Here is a 14,836-nt window from a genome sequence, read left to right on the forward strand (position 1 = left end):
CCGTGCGGGCTGGCGGGCTCAGCGCAGCAGCACCGGCGCAGATGCCAGCCCGCTGCGCTGCATGAACTGCAAGGCCGAATCCACGGTGGTGGTTTCGATATGGCCGGCAAAGCGCTTCTCGGGCGGGTGGTCGTCAAAGGCGATATTGGCGCGCGTGATGCGGCCGCCCAGCCGGGTCATGGCACCTATGCGCAAATCACTGGGCTGGTAGCCTTGCAGCTGCAACCAGGCCTGCGCCTGGCCCCGGTCCTGCACGGTCTGGGGGGCCATGGCCTGGGCCAGGGTCTCCAGCGCCCACTGGTTGCTTTGCTGGTAACGCTGGCTCCACGGATAGGCCAGCATGCTGTAGCGCGGCTCATGCAGCTGCAGGGGCTGGGCGTTGGCCGACAGCGCCAGCAGCAGTTGTTGCTGCACCGCCGGCGCGGGTACCACCATCACGGCCTGGTAGCGCCACAGGTCGTCCAGAAAGAACTCGCCCAGGCCCTGGCGGTAGACATGGGAGGCGGCCGTGCCACAGTCATTGAGCTTGTGCACCACACGCCAATCGCCGGTGGCCGATTTGTAGGCCCAGCCCATGTGCGAGAACTGCAGCTGGTATTTGCGCAGGTCCTGGCCCTGGCGGCCCAGCAGCACCACCTGCGCGCCACTGGCATCGAGTGCCTGCGCGACATGCTGGGCCAAAGTCAGGCTTTGGCGCACGCTGTCGAGCGTGGGCTTTTGCGCCTCACAGCTGCGGCCGGCCTGTGCGGCCGTGGCGGCCAGCCATGCAGCGGCCAACAGGCCCAGGCGTAAAGATGTCAACATGCTTGCCTCCCTCGTTGTCACAAACGCTCGTTGTAGAGCAGCGCCTTACCCACCTCATTGGGGATGAAGGCAATCACCTCGCCAGCGGCTGACAGCAACACGCCGGCACCCACCACACTGACGAAGATGGCCGTGCCCACACCGGCGGCGCTGGCGCCCAATGCGCCAGCCGACAGCTCAATGCTGGCCGCTGCGCCATCCGATGCGCTCTCGAGCAGCCAGACCGTCCCCTTGGCCGATGCCTGCACGCCCTTGACGATGAGCTGGGCACCATCGACCGATAGTGCGACTGGAAGGGCCACCACGCTGGTCGATGCGCCTACCGAGGCCGCCGTGCCGACAACCACCGATGCAATCGGCAGCGCCGAGAGCATCAACGACGCATCGCTTTGTGCCTGGGCCGCCGGAGCGGCCGCCAATGCCAGCACCAGGGCGGTGCTGGCCAGGGTGGCAGCAGCGCGGCGCTGCCATTTGCTGAACGTAAGACTGAACATGTGCTGCTCCTGTGTTGGCTGCATCATCCGATGGGCGCTCACAGGCGCTCCTGGGGGTTGCCAACTTCTTGGTCGCGGGGGGCAGTGCGCATGCTGCGGGCATGGTGGATAGCCATGGCCAGGTCCGATTCATGCTTGTCGCGCAGCATCTTGGCCAATGTGAAGGCGGTGGTGATCATGTACATCCAGCTGACGCCCAGAAAGGCCTTGTAGGTAGGGTTGATGTCCATGCCCAACAGGCCCCAGCCGGTCAGGCCCATCGCAATCGCAAAACCGCCCCAGACCACGAAGCGCCACATGGGGGTATCACCGGCCGATTGGCTGCTGTCCGCTTGCTTGTCCCGCACGAACTTGGCCAGCACGAACGCAGCCGAGAGGCAGAACATATAACCCATCACCATGAACGCCTGTTCCAGGTGTTGCCCTGGCAGCCAGGCCAGGCCGATCGCACACATCGAGATCGCAATACCGAACGAGATCCATACCTGGTATTGCCATGCACGGGTGTCACGTTGAACAGGGTGGGAGGATTGAGACATGGGGGGTCGGAGCAACGGGGCCCCGCTTTGGTTGAACACGGCGCCATCATGCAGGCAGGCGGCGGCGCCAGCATCCGCATTTAATGCCGGTAGCATTTTCAAAAGATACGGGTATCAAAAATCAATACTTCACGACCGCTCCTTGTCGCCGGGGTCATGGGCCTGGCCAAGGCTTCCGTGGCATGATCCCAGGCATTCAAACCAAGACCCAGACAGGAGACCGCCGTGCGCCAGCCGCCCCACCACCAGCCCCCCACCCCGCATGCTGACCCGGCCGAACTGGCCGAGTGGTGCGATGCCTTCGACGGACTGTTGGCCGCTTATGGCTCCGCGCAGGGCAAGGAACAGGCGGCTGCACTGCTCGATGCGCTGCTGGCCCACGCCCGCAAGCGCCATGTGGCCTGGAAGCCTTCGGGCAACACGCCCTACGTCAACACCATCACCGTCGATGAGCAGCCGCCCTACCCCGGCGATGTGGAACTGGAGAAAAAGCTCTCGGCCATCCTGCGCTGGAACGCGCTGGCGATGGTCGTGCGTGCCAATGCCGCCCATGGCGAGCTGGGCGGTCATATTGCCAGCTATGCCTCGGCTGCCGATCTGTTCGAGACCGGCTTCAACCATTTCTTCCGCGCCGATGATGGCCACCAGGCCGCCGACCTGGTGTACTTCCAGCCGCACTCGTCGCCAGGCGTCTATGCGCGCGCTTTTCTGGAAGGGCGCCTGGGCGAAGAGAACCTGGCGCACTACCGGCAAGAGCTGGTGGCCGCCAGCCAGGGTATCCAGGGCCTGTGCTCGTACCCGCATCCCTATCTGATGCCCGAGTTCTGGCAGTTCCCCACCGGCTCGATGGGCATCGGCCCGATCAATGCCATCTACCAGGCGCGCTTCATGCGCTACCTGGCCGACCGGGGCCTGGCAGACACCGCGGGCCGCAGGGTCTGGGGCTTTTTTGGCGATGGCGAAATGGACGAGCCCGAATCCATTGCGGCACTGACCCTGGCTGCGCGCGAAGGGCTGGACAACTGCATCTTCGTCATCAACTGCAACCTGCAGCGGCTCGACGGCCCGGTGCGCGGCAACGGCCGCATCATCGATGAGCTGGAGGCGCTGTTCAGTGGGGCGGGCTGGAACGTGGTCAAGTGCCTCTGGGGATCGGAGTGGGATGCGCTCTTGGCCCGCGACCACAGCCATGTGCTGGCCCGCACCTTTGCGCGCACCGTCGATGGCGAGTTCCAGACCTTGTCGGCCAACGATGGCGCCTTCAACCGCGAGCATTTCTTCAACCAGAGCCCCGAACTGGCTGCGCTGGTGGCGCACCTGTCCGACAGTGACATCGACCGCCTGCGCCGGGGCGGGCACGACCCGGTCAAGATCCATGCCGCCTTTGCCAGCGCCGCTGCGCACAGCGGCCAGCCCACGGTGGTGCTGGCCAAGACGATGAAGGGCTACGGCATGGGCAGCATGGGCCAGGGCCGCATGACATCGCACCAGCAAAAAAAGCTCGGCGCCGAGGACCTGCTGGCGTTCCGCGACCGCTTCAACCTGCCACTGAGCGACGACCAAGCCACCTCGGCTGCCTTCCTCAAACCGGCCGATGGCAGCGCCGAAATGCGCTACCTGCACGCACGGCGCCAAGCCCTGGGCGGCTTTTTGCCGGCGCGCAGAGGCCAGGCCTCGCCGGTGGCCGTGCCCGGCCTGCAGGCCACCGCAGGTTTTGCGCTGCAGGCCGATGGCAAGCCGATGAGCACCACGATGGCCTTTGTGCGCCAGCTGGGCAACCTGCTCAAGGACCCGGCCCTGGGGCCGCGCATCGTGCCCATCGTGGCCGATGAGGCGCGCACCTTCGGCATGGCCGGGCTGTTCCGCCAGGTGGGTATCTACGCGCCGTTTGGCCAGCTGTACCAGCCCGAGGACAATGCCTCGATGCTGCTCTACCGCGAAGACAGCAGCGGCCAGATTCTGGAAGAAGGGATCAGCGAAGCGGGCGCGCTGTCGTCCTGGACGGCTGCCGCCACCAGCTACAGCACCCATGGCACGGCCATGCTGCCGTTCTTCATTTTCTACAGCATGTTCGGTTTCCAGCGCGTGGGCGATTTGATCTGGGCGGCCGCCGACCAGCGCGCACGCGGCTTCCTGATCGGCGCCACCTCCGGCCGCACCACGTTGGGCGGCGAAGGGCTGCAGCACCAGGACGGCAGCAGCCTGCTGAGCGCCTCCACGGTGCCCAACTGCAAAAGCTACGACCCCGCCTTTGCCGGCGAGCTGGCCGTCATCATCGACCATGGCATGCAGCGCATGCTGCAAGAGCAGCGCGACGAGTTCTTCTACATCACCGTCACCAACGAAAACGTGGCCAACCCCAGCCTGCCGCACGAGGCCCATGAGGGTGTCATCCGGGGCATGTACCAGCTGCAGAGCGGCCCGGCTCAAAGCACGCGCCGCGTACAGCTGCTGGGCAGCGGCGCCATCATGGGCGAGGTGCTCAAGGCCGCCGCCATTCTGGAGCGCGAGCATGGCGTGGCCGCCGATGTCTGGAGTGTCACCAGCTATGCCGAGCTGGCCCGCGATGGCGAGGCCCGGCTGGAGCGCTGGCGCGCCGGTGAGGCCAGCGCACCCAGCTGGTTTGCGCAGCAGCTGGAGGCTTCGCAAGGCCCCATCATTGCCGCCAGCGACTATGTGCGTGCGCTGCCCGAACTGGTGCGCGCCTACCTGCCCACCGATGAGCGTGGCCTGCCGCGCCAGCATTACTACACCTTGGGGACGGACGGCTTTGGGCGCAGCGATTCGCGCGCGGCGCTGCGCCAGCATTTTGCAGTCGATGCCGCCGCCATCGTGCAGACCTACCTGCGCAGCCAGCAGGCCTGAGCCTCATCAAGAACCTGTTCTAAAAAGGGGTGCGCAAAAAAGCCAAGCCAGTGTGCACAAGCGCCCAGACAGGCGTATAGCTCCTGAATTGATAGCTGCCAAGTCTTTCTCACAAGGCTCCAGCAGCTATTTTTATGCCCACCCTGCCGTCGGGCAGCAGCCGGGCAGCGCGTGGTTGCCCCAATACCGCCCGGCGCTGTGCATGCCAGTATCGGAGCCATGCGGCAGCCGCATGGACACAACACCATAAACATCAGGAGCAACTATGCAACGCACTCGCCTGGCGCAAGCCCTGGCCACCCTCGGACTGCTCGGCCTGACCGCCGCGATGGGTACCGCCCATGCGCAGGACAAGGTCAAGATCGGCTACATCTCCGACATGTCCAGTCTCTATGCCGACGTCGAAGGCAAGGGCGGCGCCACCGCCATCCAGATGGCCATTGACGACTTTGGCGGCAAGGTGCTGGGCAAGCCGATCGAAATGCTGGTGGTGGACCACCAGAACAAGGCTGACATCGCTGCCAGCAAGGCCCGCGAATGGATCGACACCCAGAACCTGACGATGATCTTCAGCGGCACCAACTCCGGCACCGCGCTGGCGCTGGCCAAGGTGGCGGACGAGAAAAAGCGCGTGATGATCAACAACGGCGCAGGCTCCTCGGCGCTGACCAACGAGGCCTGCACGCCTTACACCATCCATTACGCCTATGACACCGTGGCGCTGTCCAAGGGTGCGGCGGGCGCCATTGTCGAGGGCGGTGGCAAGAACTGGTTCTTTCTGACGGCCGACTATGCCTTCGGCCATGCGATGGAAGCCGATGCCACCAAGGTCATCAAGGCCAAGGGCGGCGCGGTGGCTGCAGCCGTGCGCCACCCGCTCAATGCCTCCGACTTCTCGTCCTTCCTGCTGCAGGCGCAAAGCTCCAAGGCCCAGGTACTGGCACTGGCCAATGCCGGTGGTGACACCATCAACGCCATCAAGGCGGCCAAGGAATTCGGCATCGACAAGACGATGAAGATCGCGCCGCTGCTCGTCTTCTACAGCGACATCCACAGCCTGGGCCTGAAGAACACCGCCGGCATGCAGTTCGTCACCAGCTGGTACTGGGACATGAATGACGCATCGCGCAAATTTGCCGATGCCTACATGAAGAAAACCCAGCGCCGCCCCACCGAAATCCAGGCCGCCGACTACTCGGCCACGATGAACTACCTCAAGGCCGTGCAGGCAGCCGGCACCACCGATGCCGACAAGGTGATGGAGACCTGGCGCGGCATGAAGATGGACGACTTCTTTGGCTCGGGCACCCTGCGCGCCGACGGCAGCTACATCCACGACATGTACTTGGTCCAGGTCAAGACGCCGCAGGAATCCAAGGGCACCTGGGATTACTACAAGATCGTCAAGAAGCTGCCGGGCGACGAGGTGTTCACGACCAAGGAAGAAACCAAGTGCGCACTGTGGAAGTGATCTGATCCCAGTTCCCACCACCACGATGCCTGGCCATGCCAGGCATTTTTCTTGCATGAACACGGCGGCCCCAAGGCACGAGAAGCCTTGTCACAGGCTGTATTTTGTCGTCCCCCATAATGGGCCTGCCATCCGTAGAAAAGGAAATCCTATGTCCCAGACTCCCAATGCCGATTTCGACTCTCTTCTCCCGGGCCGCGCCACCTTGGCCGGCAGCACCCGCCGCAGTGCCCTGCAAATGGCGCTGGGCGTGGGCTACGCAGCGGCAGCCGTGCCGGTGATGGCGCAGACGGCCATCAAGACCCCCGATGCCGGGCTGACGGCCGGCACCATCCAGTACACGGTCGATGGCTTCCAGGTCAGCGCCTACCGCGCAGCGCCCTCCGGCAAGACCAACCTGCCGGTGGTGCTGGTGATCCAGGAAATCTTTGGCGTGCACGACTACATCGCCGACACCTGCCGGCGCCTCGCCCAGCTGGGCTACCTGGCGATTGCGCCCGAACTGTTCGCGCGCCAGGGCGATCCGCGCAAGTACACCGAGATCAGCCAGCTGCAAAGCGAGCTGGTCAGCAAGGTGCCCGATGCCCAGGTCATCAAGGACCTGGACGCCGCGCTGGCCTGGGCCAAGGACAACGGTGGCGACACCAGCCGCGCCGGCATCACCGGTTTTTGCTGGGGCGGGCGCATCACCTGGCTGTATGCCGCGACCGGCAAGGTCAAGGCCGGTGTCGCCTGGTACGGCCGCCTGCAAGGCGCTGCCAATGACCTGCAGCCCAAGCACCCCATCGACCTCAGCAGCGCGCTCAAGGCGCCGGTGCTGGGCCTCTATGGCGGCAAGGACCAGGGCATTCCGCTGGAATCGGTCGACGCGATGAAGCAAAGCCTGCAGCAGGCTGGCGCTGCCGGCAATGCCGCTGCGGCGGCCTCCAGCTTCCATGTCTATGCTGACGCGGGCCACGCCTTCCATGCCGACTACCGCCCCAGCTACCGCAAGGATGCGGCCGAGGACGGCTGGAAGCGCATGCAGGACTGGTTCAAGACGCATGGCGTGATCTAAAGCCTGGTCAGCAGCTCAGCAAGACAAAACCCCTGCCAGCGCGGTATGTGCTGGCAGGGGTTTTTTGCGTTGTACCGCAGCCCGTCGTGGGCTTTAGTTCGAGGGGTTGTCGCGCCAGAACAGGTCCCAGGGGTCCATTTCCTTGCCGTCGGGGAAGCGGCACAAGGTGTTCTTGCCCTTGGGCGTATTGAGGATGGCGCCGCCCATCTGCACACAGTAGGCCGATGCGGGGCTGCGCGGCCCGGCATAGACGGTGGCGCGTGTGAAAGCCTCCTTCTCTTCAGGGTCATGCAGCGGCTTCAGGCCCGACGTACTGGTGCAAGCGGCCAGGGCGGACATGGCCACCAGGGCTGCCACGCTTTTGTACAGAATCGTTAGAGAGGTCATCACAAAGCCATTCGTTGTCCAGCCTGCATTATCCCAAAGCGGGCGAACCGCTGCCATGGCCGCCCTCCTGCTCCAGCAGCTCGCCTACACGCTGGCGCAGTTGCTCGGCCGAGCATTCGGCGGCCGGGCTGGCGGCACCGATGCGCAAGCTCACGCGGTTGAAGAAGCCACGGCGGAACGGCCGGGTCATTGCGCCCTTGGGTTCGATACGGCTGAAGAACGAGCCCCAGAGGTTGGACAGGGCCATGGGCACGACGGGCACATCCAGCCCATCGGCACGCGCCTGCTCCAGGATCTTCATCACGCCGCCCTTGAATGCCTGCAGCTCGCCATCGCGGGTGATGCCGCCTTCTGGGAAGATAGCCAGCAGATCCCCTTCGCGCAGCACCTGCGCGGCGCGTGCAAAGGCGGCCTCGTAGACGGCAGGGTCTTCGCTGCGGGGCGCCACCGGAATGGCCTTGCACAGGCGGAACAACCAACCCAGCAACGGTGTGCGGAAGATGCGGTAGTCCATCACAAAGTAAATCGGGCGCGGGCTGGCGGCCATCATCAGGATGGGGTCGACAAAGCTGACATGGTTGCAGGTCAGCAGCGCCGGCCCGCTGGTGGGAATGTGGTGGGCACCCTGCACCCGAAAGCGGTAGACCAGGTTGGTGACCAGCCAGGCAATGCAGCGCAGCAGGTATTCGGGCACCAGCAAGAAGATGTAGGTGGCGACGATGGCATTGGCAATGCCGGTGAACAGGAAGATCTGCGGCACGGTAAATCCCGCCCCCAGCAAGGCACCGGCGATGACCGAGCTGGCGATCATGAACAGCGCATTGAGAATATTGTTGGCCGCAATGATGCGGGCGCGGTGCGTGGGCTGGCTGCGCAGCTGGATCAGCGCATACATGGGCACGCTGTACAGCCCGGCAAACAGCGACAGCAAGGCCAGATCGGCCATCACGCGCCAGTGCGCCGGCTGGCTGATGAAGGCCAGCGCCGTCCAGGCCTGGGCCGGCTGCGCCAGCCCGCGCGATGCAAAGTACAGATCAATCGCAAACACGCTCATGCCGATGGTGCCGATGGGCACCAGGCCAATCTCCACCTGGCGGCGCGAGAGCACCTCGCACAGCAGCGAGCCCAGGCCGATGCCGATGGAAAACACCACCAGCAGCAGCGAGGCCACATGCTCATTGCCATGCAGCACCTCCTTGGCAAAGCTGGGGAACTGGCTCAGGAACACCGCACCGAAGAACCACATCCAGCTGATACCCAGCAGCGAGCGGAACACAACCACATTGCCATGGGCCAGCTTCAGGTTGCGCCAGGTTTCGCTCACCGGGTTCCAGTTGATGCGCAAGCCCGGGTCGGTGGCCGGTACCACCGGCACGCCCTGGGCCGTCAAACGCCCCACCACGGCCAAGCTAAAGCAGGCCACCGCGACCGAGGCATGGCCGATCTCAGGCAAGGCCACCAGCAGCCCCCCCACCACATTGCCCAGCAAGATGGCGACAAAGGTGCCCATCTCGACCATGCCATTGCCGCCGGTCAGCTCATCGTCGCGCAGCACCTGGGGCAGGTAGGCAAACTTGACGGGCCCGAACAACGTGGAATGCAGGCCCATCAAAAACACACAGCCCAGCAACAGCGCGGGGCTTTCGATCCAGAAGCCCAGGCCGGCGATCAGCATCACGCCAATCTCCAGGTCCTTGACGAAGCGGATCATGCGGTGCTTTTCATACTTGTCGGTCAGCTGACCCGAGGTGGCGGAGAACAGCAGAAACGGCAGGATGAACAGCGCGCCGATCACCAGGCCCGCCATCGCTGGCGGCATCCAGGCCACCTGCAGCTGGTAGGTCACCATCACCGTGAACGCGAACTTGAACAGGTTGTCGTTGGCAGCCCCGGCAAACTGGGTCCAGAAGAAGGGGGCAAAGCGGCGCTGGCCCAGCAACGCAAACTGGTTGGGATGGTCTGGCGCCTCAGCGGCGGGCACAGACGGGGCATGTGGACGGTTCATGGAACAAGCATCTCCTGGCGGATCTAGGGCGGTAGGGGTGGTCGGTACCGGGCATTCAGCGCAAACGCCCTGCCCCCAACGCGCCGCCCCCGATTGTGCCTGCGGACGCGCTGTTTGCGTGCGCCCGGTGGCGCAGTCGCTGCAAGCTGCGCAGCAGCGGCAGCACCGCCAGCGCTGCCGCCAGGTGCTTGAGCGCATGGCCGGCCACCAGATGGCCGCTGCCTGCCCAGACGGCGGCATCACCCAGTTCGAACAACTTGGCCAGCGCATACCAGGCCACAACGGCCGCCAGGGGCCAGCGGATCAGGTGCGCGGCCGGCGGGCTGCGCTGCTGCCACACGGCGAGTACCACCAGCAGCACCATGCCCGCGCCTTGCAACACGGCCCAGGGCAGCAGCTGTCCCGTCTGCAACCAGATCCACAGCGCCAGTGGCCCGCCCAGCAGCACGCACAGCGCCGTCAGCCAGGCAGCGCGGGCGTTGAGCAGCGACTGCAGCGCCAGGCCCAGGACACCGGCAAATACCGGCACCATGCCCATGCGGTCCCAAAAAACGCGCAGATCACCCGGCAGCAGGTGGTAGTAGGTCGAACCCGCAGCCGTGAGCACCAGGCCGCCGAAGACCAGCAGCAGCCAGGGTGTCGCCCCTTCGGAGCGCAGTGTCTGTGCAGGTGTTGTGAAGGTCGCCAGCAAGCCCCAGACACCGACCAGCAGAAACGGCAGATTGCTCAGCACATCAGCTGCATTGGCCAGGCCCAGCAGCCCGCGCTGGTCGGCAAAGTCATGGTAGTGGGCCGCCTGTGGCACATAGGGCCCCAGGCAGGCAAGGGCCAGCATCGCGGCATAGAAAGCGTAGAGCGCGCATTCCGCAGCCAGGCTGCGGGGGCTTGGGGGGTGGGTGGTATCAGTCATGGCCTGCACTGTGCCGCCGCGGCGCCAGAGCGTCTCGGAATGCCGGCGCGATCCCCTATGATGGCACCCAAAGTATGACAGGACGATACCCATGAGCACCACCGCCGATCTGGTACTGGCATTGAAGAAAGAGCTGAAAGCCGCGCAGATGACCTATGCCGACCTGGCCGAGGCGCTGGGCATGGCGGAGTCCAGCATCAAGCGGATGCTGGCCAAGGGTGACATGCCGCTGTCGCGCATCGATGCCATCTGCCACGTGCTGCGCCTGGATTTTGCCGACCTGGCGCGCCGTGTGGCCGACAACCAGCCGCTGATCAAGGAGCTGACGCAGCAGCAGGAGCAAGCGGTGGTGGCCGACAAGAAGCTGCTGCTGATGGCCATCTGCGTGCTCAGCCAGTGGACCCTGGAGCAGGTGCTGACCACCTACCGCTTGAGCGAGGCCGAGGGCATCAAGTACCTGGCGCAGCTCGACCGCATCGGCATCATCGAGCTGCGCCCGATGAACCGCTACCGGCTCAAGCTGGCCAAGACCTTTCGCTGGCGCCCGCATGGCCCGGTGATGGAGTACTTCCGCGAGAACGCCGTGCACGACTATTTCTCGGGTACCTTCGACAAATCGGGCGAGGGTTTGATGCTCGTGCATGGCGCCATCAGCCGCACCCTGGCGCCGGCCTTTTTGGAGCGCCTGCAGCGTGTGGCCCAGGACTTTGCCCAGCAGCACCTGACCGACCAGCGCCTGCCCGAGAAGGAGCGCGAGGGCTATACCCTGCTGCTGGCCATGCGCAGCTGGGAGCTGTCGGTGTTCACCGAGATGCGCCGCCTGCAGCCGGTGGGCAACCGCTAAGAACCAGCCCTCTCGAACGCATGCCGCTGGCAATCCCACCCGGCTGCGCCGAGACTGCAGGCAGCTGCTAGGCCGCCTGGGTAAACAGCATCAGTGCACCGGCATAGCGGTGCAGCTGCTGACCGGCAATCTCGCCCTGGCTGAAGAAACCTACCAGCGGGATGTCCCCCAGCACATGGTGGATCAGTTCCAGCTCGGCACCGGGCGCGCCGAAATAGGGACTTGCCCGCTCCGCACAGCTGATGTAGACCGCACCGGCGATGCTGCGGCCGGCCCCGACCCCGGCCCCGGCATCACCCAGCACGCTGTCGCCCAGCGGCAGGCCGGTCTGTGCCTCGGCGGGCGCCAGCGATTCCCGCAGCTCGGCACACATGCGCAGCAGATCGGCGCGGGCAGCCGACAGGTTGCGCTGGCAAAAGCACAGGTACTGCTGGGGCTGGGCCGGCTCTGGCAGCACAATGCCCCGGCTGGCCATGTCCACGCCCACCAATGGCACCACGCGCGCCTCGGGGCCCAACTGGCCGGCATGCACCGGCGATTCGGGTGCATGCGTCTCCAGCGCGGCATGGATATGGCGCAATGTGCGGGTGGCCCGCTCGGGGTCGGTATCCAGCCGTACCAGCATCAGCTCTTCCAGCACATCCAGCGCCGGCCGGCCGTCGAGGGCCAGCACCACATGGCCCTGCATCGCGGTGATGCGCATGCGCGTGCCCATCACCTGGCAGCCCTGGGTCAGCTCCTGCACCACACCGGCTTCCGCAGAAAAAGCCATGCCCGACAGCCCGCCGCGCAGCACGCCACTGTGGCTGGGACCCAAAGCCTTGCTCCACGCCAACTGCAGCGGCGCCACCGCCCCGGAGCTGAGGCCACCGAGCACACTGCCGGCGCGGGTACGGGCCGCCAGCTCTTCGAGCAGCTCGGCAAAATCAGGCAGATCGGCATCGGCATGCAGCAATGCACGCTCCCAGGGGGATGTGGACGCCACCGGCAGCGGTGCAATGCCGGAAAACAGGCGGTAGGAATGGGCAGGCAGCTCCAGCAGCATGACACACAGCGCCGGCTCGTTCAGGTATTCCGCATGCGAAGCCATCACGCCCGTGCCCACCGCGCCGCTCCAGTCGCCAATCTGTGGGAACTCATCCTGCAAAGCCTCCAGCAGTTGCGGCGCATGGCGCGCATAGGCATCGGTGAAATACACCAGGCCGAGATTGGGCGCGCTGGCATAACCCGCCTGGGCCATGCGTCCGCGCAGTTGCGCCACCACCAGCGCCACGGCCATCCGCCAGTCGGGATGGGTCACATGGCCATAGGGAAAAAGCTTTGTGCCTGCCATTGTCAAAAAACCTGCTGCTGCGGGACTGCCAGCCCAGTCCCGCACTCAAAAATCACGATCGCTCAAAGGGGGAGCCCGACTCAGCGCTGGCCGGGAGCCGAGGGCTTGCGAGAGCCAGCCTGACGCGGCCCGGCCTGACGCGGCGCGGCCTGGCGCGGCCCCGCTTGACCTGAGGCGGCGGGGCGGGAACCACGGTTGCCGGCACCGGCACCGGCGCCTTTGGTTGATGCCGCCTTGCGCGCCATTGGCTGCTTGCCAGTGTTGTTCTGTGCACTGCGCGGACTACTCTCGGGCTTGCGGGCAGATGGCTTGGCAGCGTTTGCATCGCCTGCAGAAGCGGCACTGCGTTTGGCCGCGGTCTGCCGGCCCATCGCGGCTTGGGCCGCAGTCTTGCCCGCTTCCGCCATCCCTTCTGCCGTACTGCGCACGGCCTCCGCTGCCGAGGCCGCTGCCTGCTGGGTGCTGGCGGCATGCGCCATCGCCTGCTCGGTGACATCCTGCACGGCCTGCTGCGCGATATGCTGGAACTGCTGTGTCAGCGCGCCCCACCATTGCATCGGGTCGGTCACTGAAGAGGAGGCTTTGGCTTGCCCGGCTTGCCCGGCTTGTTCCGGCGGTTCTGTGGCAGCCTCAGGTGCCGGCGAGGCTGCGGACGCTGCAGGCGGCGGTGTCGAGGCCGCTGCAGGGGCGGGGCTGGGGGCTGCCGGGGGCTTCGCAGCCGCCTGGGGCGCGGCAGTCTCGGCCGCGTCTTGCGCCTGCGCAGCCGCGTTCTGGGCAAACTGCTGCCAGCTTTGCACCATCGTGCTGGCCCAGTTCTCCACCGGCACATTCATCGTCTGCAGCGCCGACAAAGTCATTTTCTGCACTTCCATCGCCTGGATGGTGGCCTCCAGCGCCCGCTGGTTTTGCTCCAGCCAGAACAGCACGGTCTTGAGCTCCTGGATGCGTTTTTCCAGATCCGGCACGCTCATCGTCGGCGCCACCCATTCCTGCCATTGCGCAAAGGCCGCAGCGGGCTTGGACGTGCTGTCTGCCGCAAGCTTTTGCAGAAAATCGAAACCAGGTGCGAAAGGGTTGAAAGTCTGGGCGGCGTCCTGCATGGTGGTGTCTCCAGTGGTGGGGGCCGTTGGCCGCGCGAGCAATGCCACGGTGTATGCTGCACAGCTTAGCGGATTGTGCAGGCCCTGCCTATGTGATAAATCGCATGCAGCGGTGTACGATCCCTCTTGCAACCCGCCTTTTGAGCCCGCCACCATGCAGAGCCTTTTCCATCTCGCCTTCCATGTGCACGACCTGGATGCTGCACGCCACTTCTACCGCGACACGCTCGGCTGCGCCGAGGGCCGCAGCACCGACAGCTGGGTGGATTTTGATTTCTTTGGCCACCAGATCTCCTGCCACCTGGGCAAACCTTTCGAGACCAGCAATACCGGGCTGGTGGGCAACCACAAGGTACCCATGCCGCATTTTGGCCTGGTGCTGAAACTGGAAGACTGGAAGCAGCTGGCCGAGCGCCTGCGCGCTGCCAACACCCGCTTTGTGCTGGAGCCCCAGGTGCGCTTTGAAGGTGAGCCCGGCGAGCAGTGGACGATGTTCTTCTATGACCCCAGCGGCAACCCGATCGAGGTCAAAGGCTTTCGCTCGCTGGAGCAGTTGTACGCGCATTGATCGTGCGCGGCGGCTCCGCCCAAGGCCCTCGGAGGCGGAGCAGGTGCTGGTTCCACCCGGCCGCTGGGCCGATACCGCGCCCATCCCGCGCTGTTTAGGCCAACACCAGTGAAGCGGACACAAAAAAGCCAGCTCGAAAGCTGGCTTTTGGTGTTCTGGTTGCGCGAGAAGGATTTGAACCTCCGACCTTTGGGTTATGAGCCCAACGAGCTACCAGACTGCTCCATCGCGCACCGCAATTATAGCGCGACTTTGGGGCTTCATTTTGGCGGAGCGCGCTTTTAGCGCATATTTTTCGCGCTTCGACTTTTATAGCAATCTTGGCCGGCTCGAACCCGCAGCCATCGGGGGCCGCCTTGCAGGCTGGCCCGGCTGCTCCAGCAGCGCTGTGCCCGCCACCCGGCCACAAAAAAGCCAGCTCGAAAGCTGGCTTTTGGTGTTCTGGTTGCGCGAGAAGGA

The 14,836-nt window shown here is 65.0% G+C and carries 14 protein-coding genes and 1 tRNA gene; 6 read left to right on the plus strand and 9 right to left on the minus strand.

Annotated elements, in window-relative coordinates; translation table 11 throughout:
- Window positions 1–18: 18 nt before the first annotated feature.
- Genes ACCQ08_RS18915 through ACCQ08_RS18925 form a run of 3 tightly spaced genes read right to left on the minus strand, consistent with a single transcriptional unit; the run spans window position 19 to window position 1,837 of the window.
- The gene (locus ACCQ08_RS18915) at window positions 19–804 is read right to left on the minus strand and encodes a DUF2145 domain-containing protein (RefSeq protein ID WP_312460646.1); all 786 of its coding nucleotides are present in this window, start codon (window positions 802–804) and stop codon (window positions 19–21) included.
- 17 nt (window positions 805–821) lie between these two features.
- Window positions 822–1,298 (minus strand): hypothetical protein, encoded by a 477-nt coding sequence (locus ACCQ08_RS18920; protein WP_373450643.1) that lies wholly within the window; start codon window positions 1,296–1,298, stop codon window positions 822–824.
- A gap of 38 nt (window positions 1,299–1,336) precedes the next feature.
- A complete protein-coding gene (locus ACCQ08_RS18925; protein WP_312460641.1) occupies window positions 1,337–1,837 on the minus strand; it encodes a YiaA/YiaB family inner membrane protein in 501 nt (166 codons plus the stop codon).
- Between the two features lie 225 nt (window positions 1,838–2,062).
- Between ACCQ08_RS18925 and mdeB the strand changes: the two genes are divergently transcribed.
- From mdeB to ACCQ08_RS18940, 3 genes are all read left to right on the plus strand, one after another.
- Window positions 2,063–4,702: an alpha-ketoglutarate dehydrogenase gene (gene mdeB, locus ACCQ08_RS18930; RefSeq protein ID WP_373450644.1), complete on the plus strand. Its 2,640-nt coding sequence runs from the start codon at window positions 2,063–2,065 to the stop codon at window positions 4,700–4,702.
- A gap of 265 nt (window positions 4,703–4,967) precedes the next feature.
- On the plus strand, window positions 4,968–6,173 hold the full coding sequence (locus ACCQ08_RS18935) for an ABC transporter substrate-binding protein (RefSeq protein ID WP_373450645.1): 1,206 nt from the start codon (window positions 4,968–4,970) through the stop codon (window positions 6,171–6,173).
- 151 nt (window positions 6,174–6,324) lie between these two features.
- Window positions 6,325–7,230 (plus strand): dienelactone hydrolase family protein, encoded by a 906-nt coding sequence (locus tag ACCQ08_RS18940; protein ID WP_373450646.1) that lies wholly within the window; start codon window positions 6,325–6,327, stop codon window positions 7,228–7,230.
- 93 nt (window positions 7,231–7,323) lie between these two features.
- Here the strand turns inward: ACCQ08_RS18940 and ACCQ08_RS18945 are convergent, their stop codons facing one another.
- The 3 genes from ACCQ08_RS18945 to ACCQ08_RS18955 are packed head-to-tail and all read right to left on the minus strand — an operon-like array spanning window position 7,324 to window position 10,532.
- Complete coding sequence (locus ACCQ08_RS18945; protein ID WP_230778588.1) at window positions 7,324–7,617, minus strand: DUF333 domain-containing protein; 294 nt, start codon at window positions 7,615–7,617, stop codon at window positions 7,324–7,326.
- A 28-nt stretch (window positions 7,618–7,645) separates the two neighbouring features.
- Window positions 7,646–9,622 (minus strand): MFS transporter, encoded by a 1,977-nt coding sequence (locus ACCQ08_RS18950; protein ID WP_373450647.1) that lies wholly within the window; start codon window positions 9,620–9,622, stop codon window positions 7,646–7,648.
- Window positions 9,623–9,677: 55 nt separating this feature from the next.
- Window positions 9,678–10,532, minus strand: a complete 855-nt coding sequence (locus tag ACCQ08_RS18955) for a hypothetical protein (protein ID WP_373450648.1) — start codon at window positions 10,530–10,532, stop codon at window positions 9,678–9,680.
- Between the two features lie 91 nt (window positions 10,533–10,623).
- On the opposite strand from ACCQ08_RS18955, the gene ACCQ08_RS18960 reads away from it, so the two are divergent.
- A complete protein-coding gene (locus tag ACCQ08_RS18960) occupies window positions 10,624–11,376 on the plus strand; it encodes a helix-turn-helix domain-containing protein (protein ID WP_373450649.1) in 753 nt (250 codons plus the stop codon).
- Between the two features lie 67 nt (window positions 11,377–11,443).
- Here ACCQ08_RS18960 and ACCQ08_RS18965 read toward each other — a convergent pair whose 3' ends face one another.
- Both ACCQ08_RS18965 and ACCQ08_RS18970 read right to left on the minus strand, forming a co-directional pair.
- Complete coding sequence (locus tag ACCQ08_RS18965; RefSeq protein WP_373450650.1) at window positions 11,444–12,709, minus strand: FIST N-terminal domain-containing protein; 1,266 nt, start codon at window positions 12,707–12,709, stop codon at window positions 11,444–11,446.
- An 80-nt stretch (window positions 12,710–12,789) separates the two neighbouring features.
- A complete protein-coding gene (locus tag ACCQ08_RS18970; RefSeq protein WP_373450651.1) occupies window positions 12,790–13,809 on the minus strand; it encodes a PhaM family polyhydroxyalkanoate granule multifunctional regulatory protein in 1,020 nt (339 codons plus the stop codon).
- A gap of 154 nt (window positions 13,810–13,963) precedes the next feature.
- Here ACCQ08_RS18970 and ACCQ08_RS18975 point away from each other — a divergent pair, with 154 nt between their 5' ends.
- Window positions 13,964–14,377, plus strand: coding sequence for a VOC family protein (locus tag ACCQ08_RS18975; RefSeq protein WP_027011219.1), 414 nt, complete (start codon window positions 13,964–13,966; stop codon window positions 14,375–14,377).
- Window positions 14,378–14,533: 156 nt separating this feature from the next.
- On the opposite strand, the gene ACCQ08_RS18980 is transcribed toward ACCQ08_RS18975, so the two are convergent.
- Window positions 14,534–14,610: transfer RNA gene (locus ACCQ08_RS18980), tRNA-Met, on the minus strand.
- On the opposite strand from ACCQ08_RS18980, the gene ACCQ08_RS18985 reads away from it, so the two are divergent.
- A partial coding sequence (locus ACCQ08_RS18985) for a hypothetical protein (protein ID WP_373450652.1) occupies window positions 14,574–14,836 on the plus strand: 263 nt, incomplete at its 3' end. The genes ACCQ08_RS18980 and ACCQ08_RS18985 overlap by 37 nt on opposite strands.

Source organism: Comamonas sp. SY3, from assembly GCF_041730275.1.
GTDB lineage: Bacteria > Pseudomonadota > Gammaproteobacteria > Burkholderiales > Burkholderiaceae_C > Comamonas > Comamonas sediminis.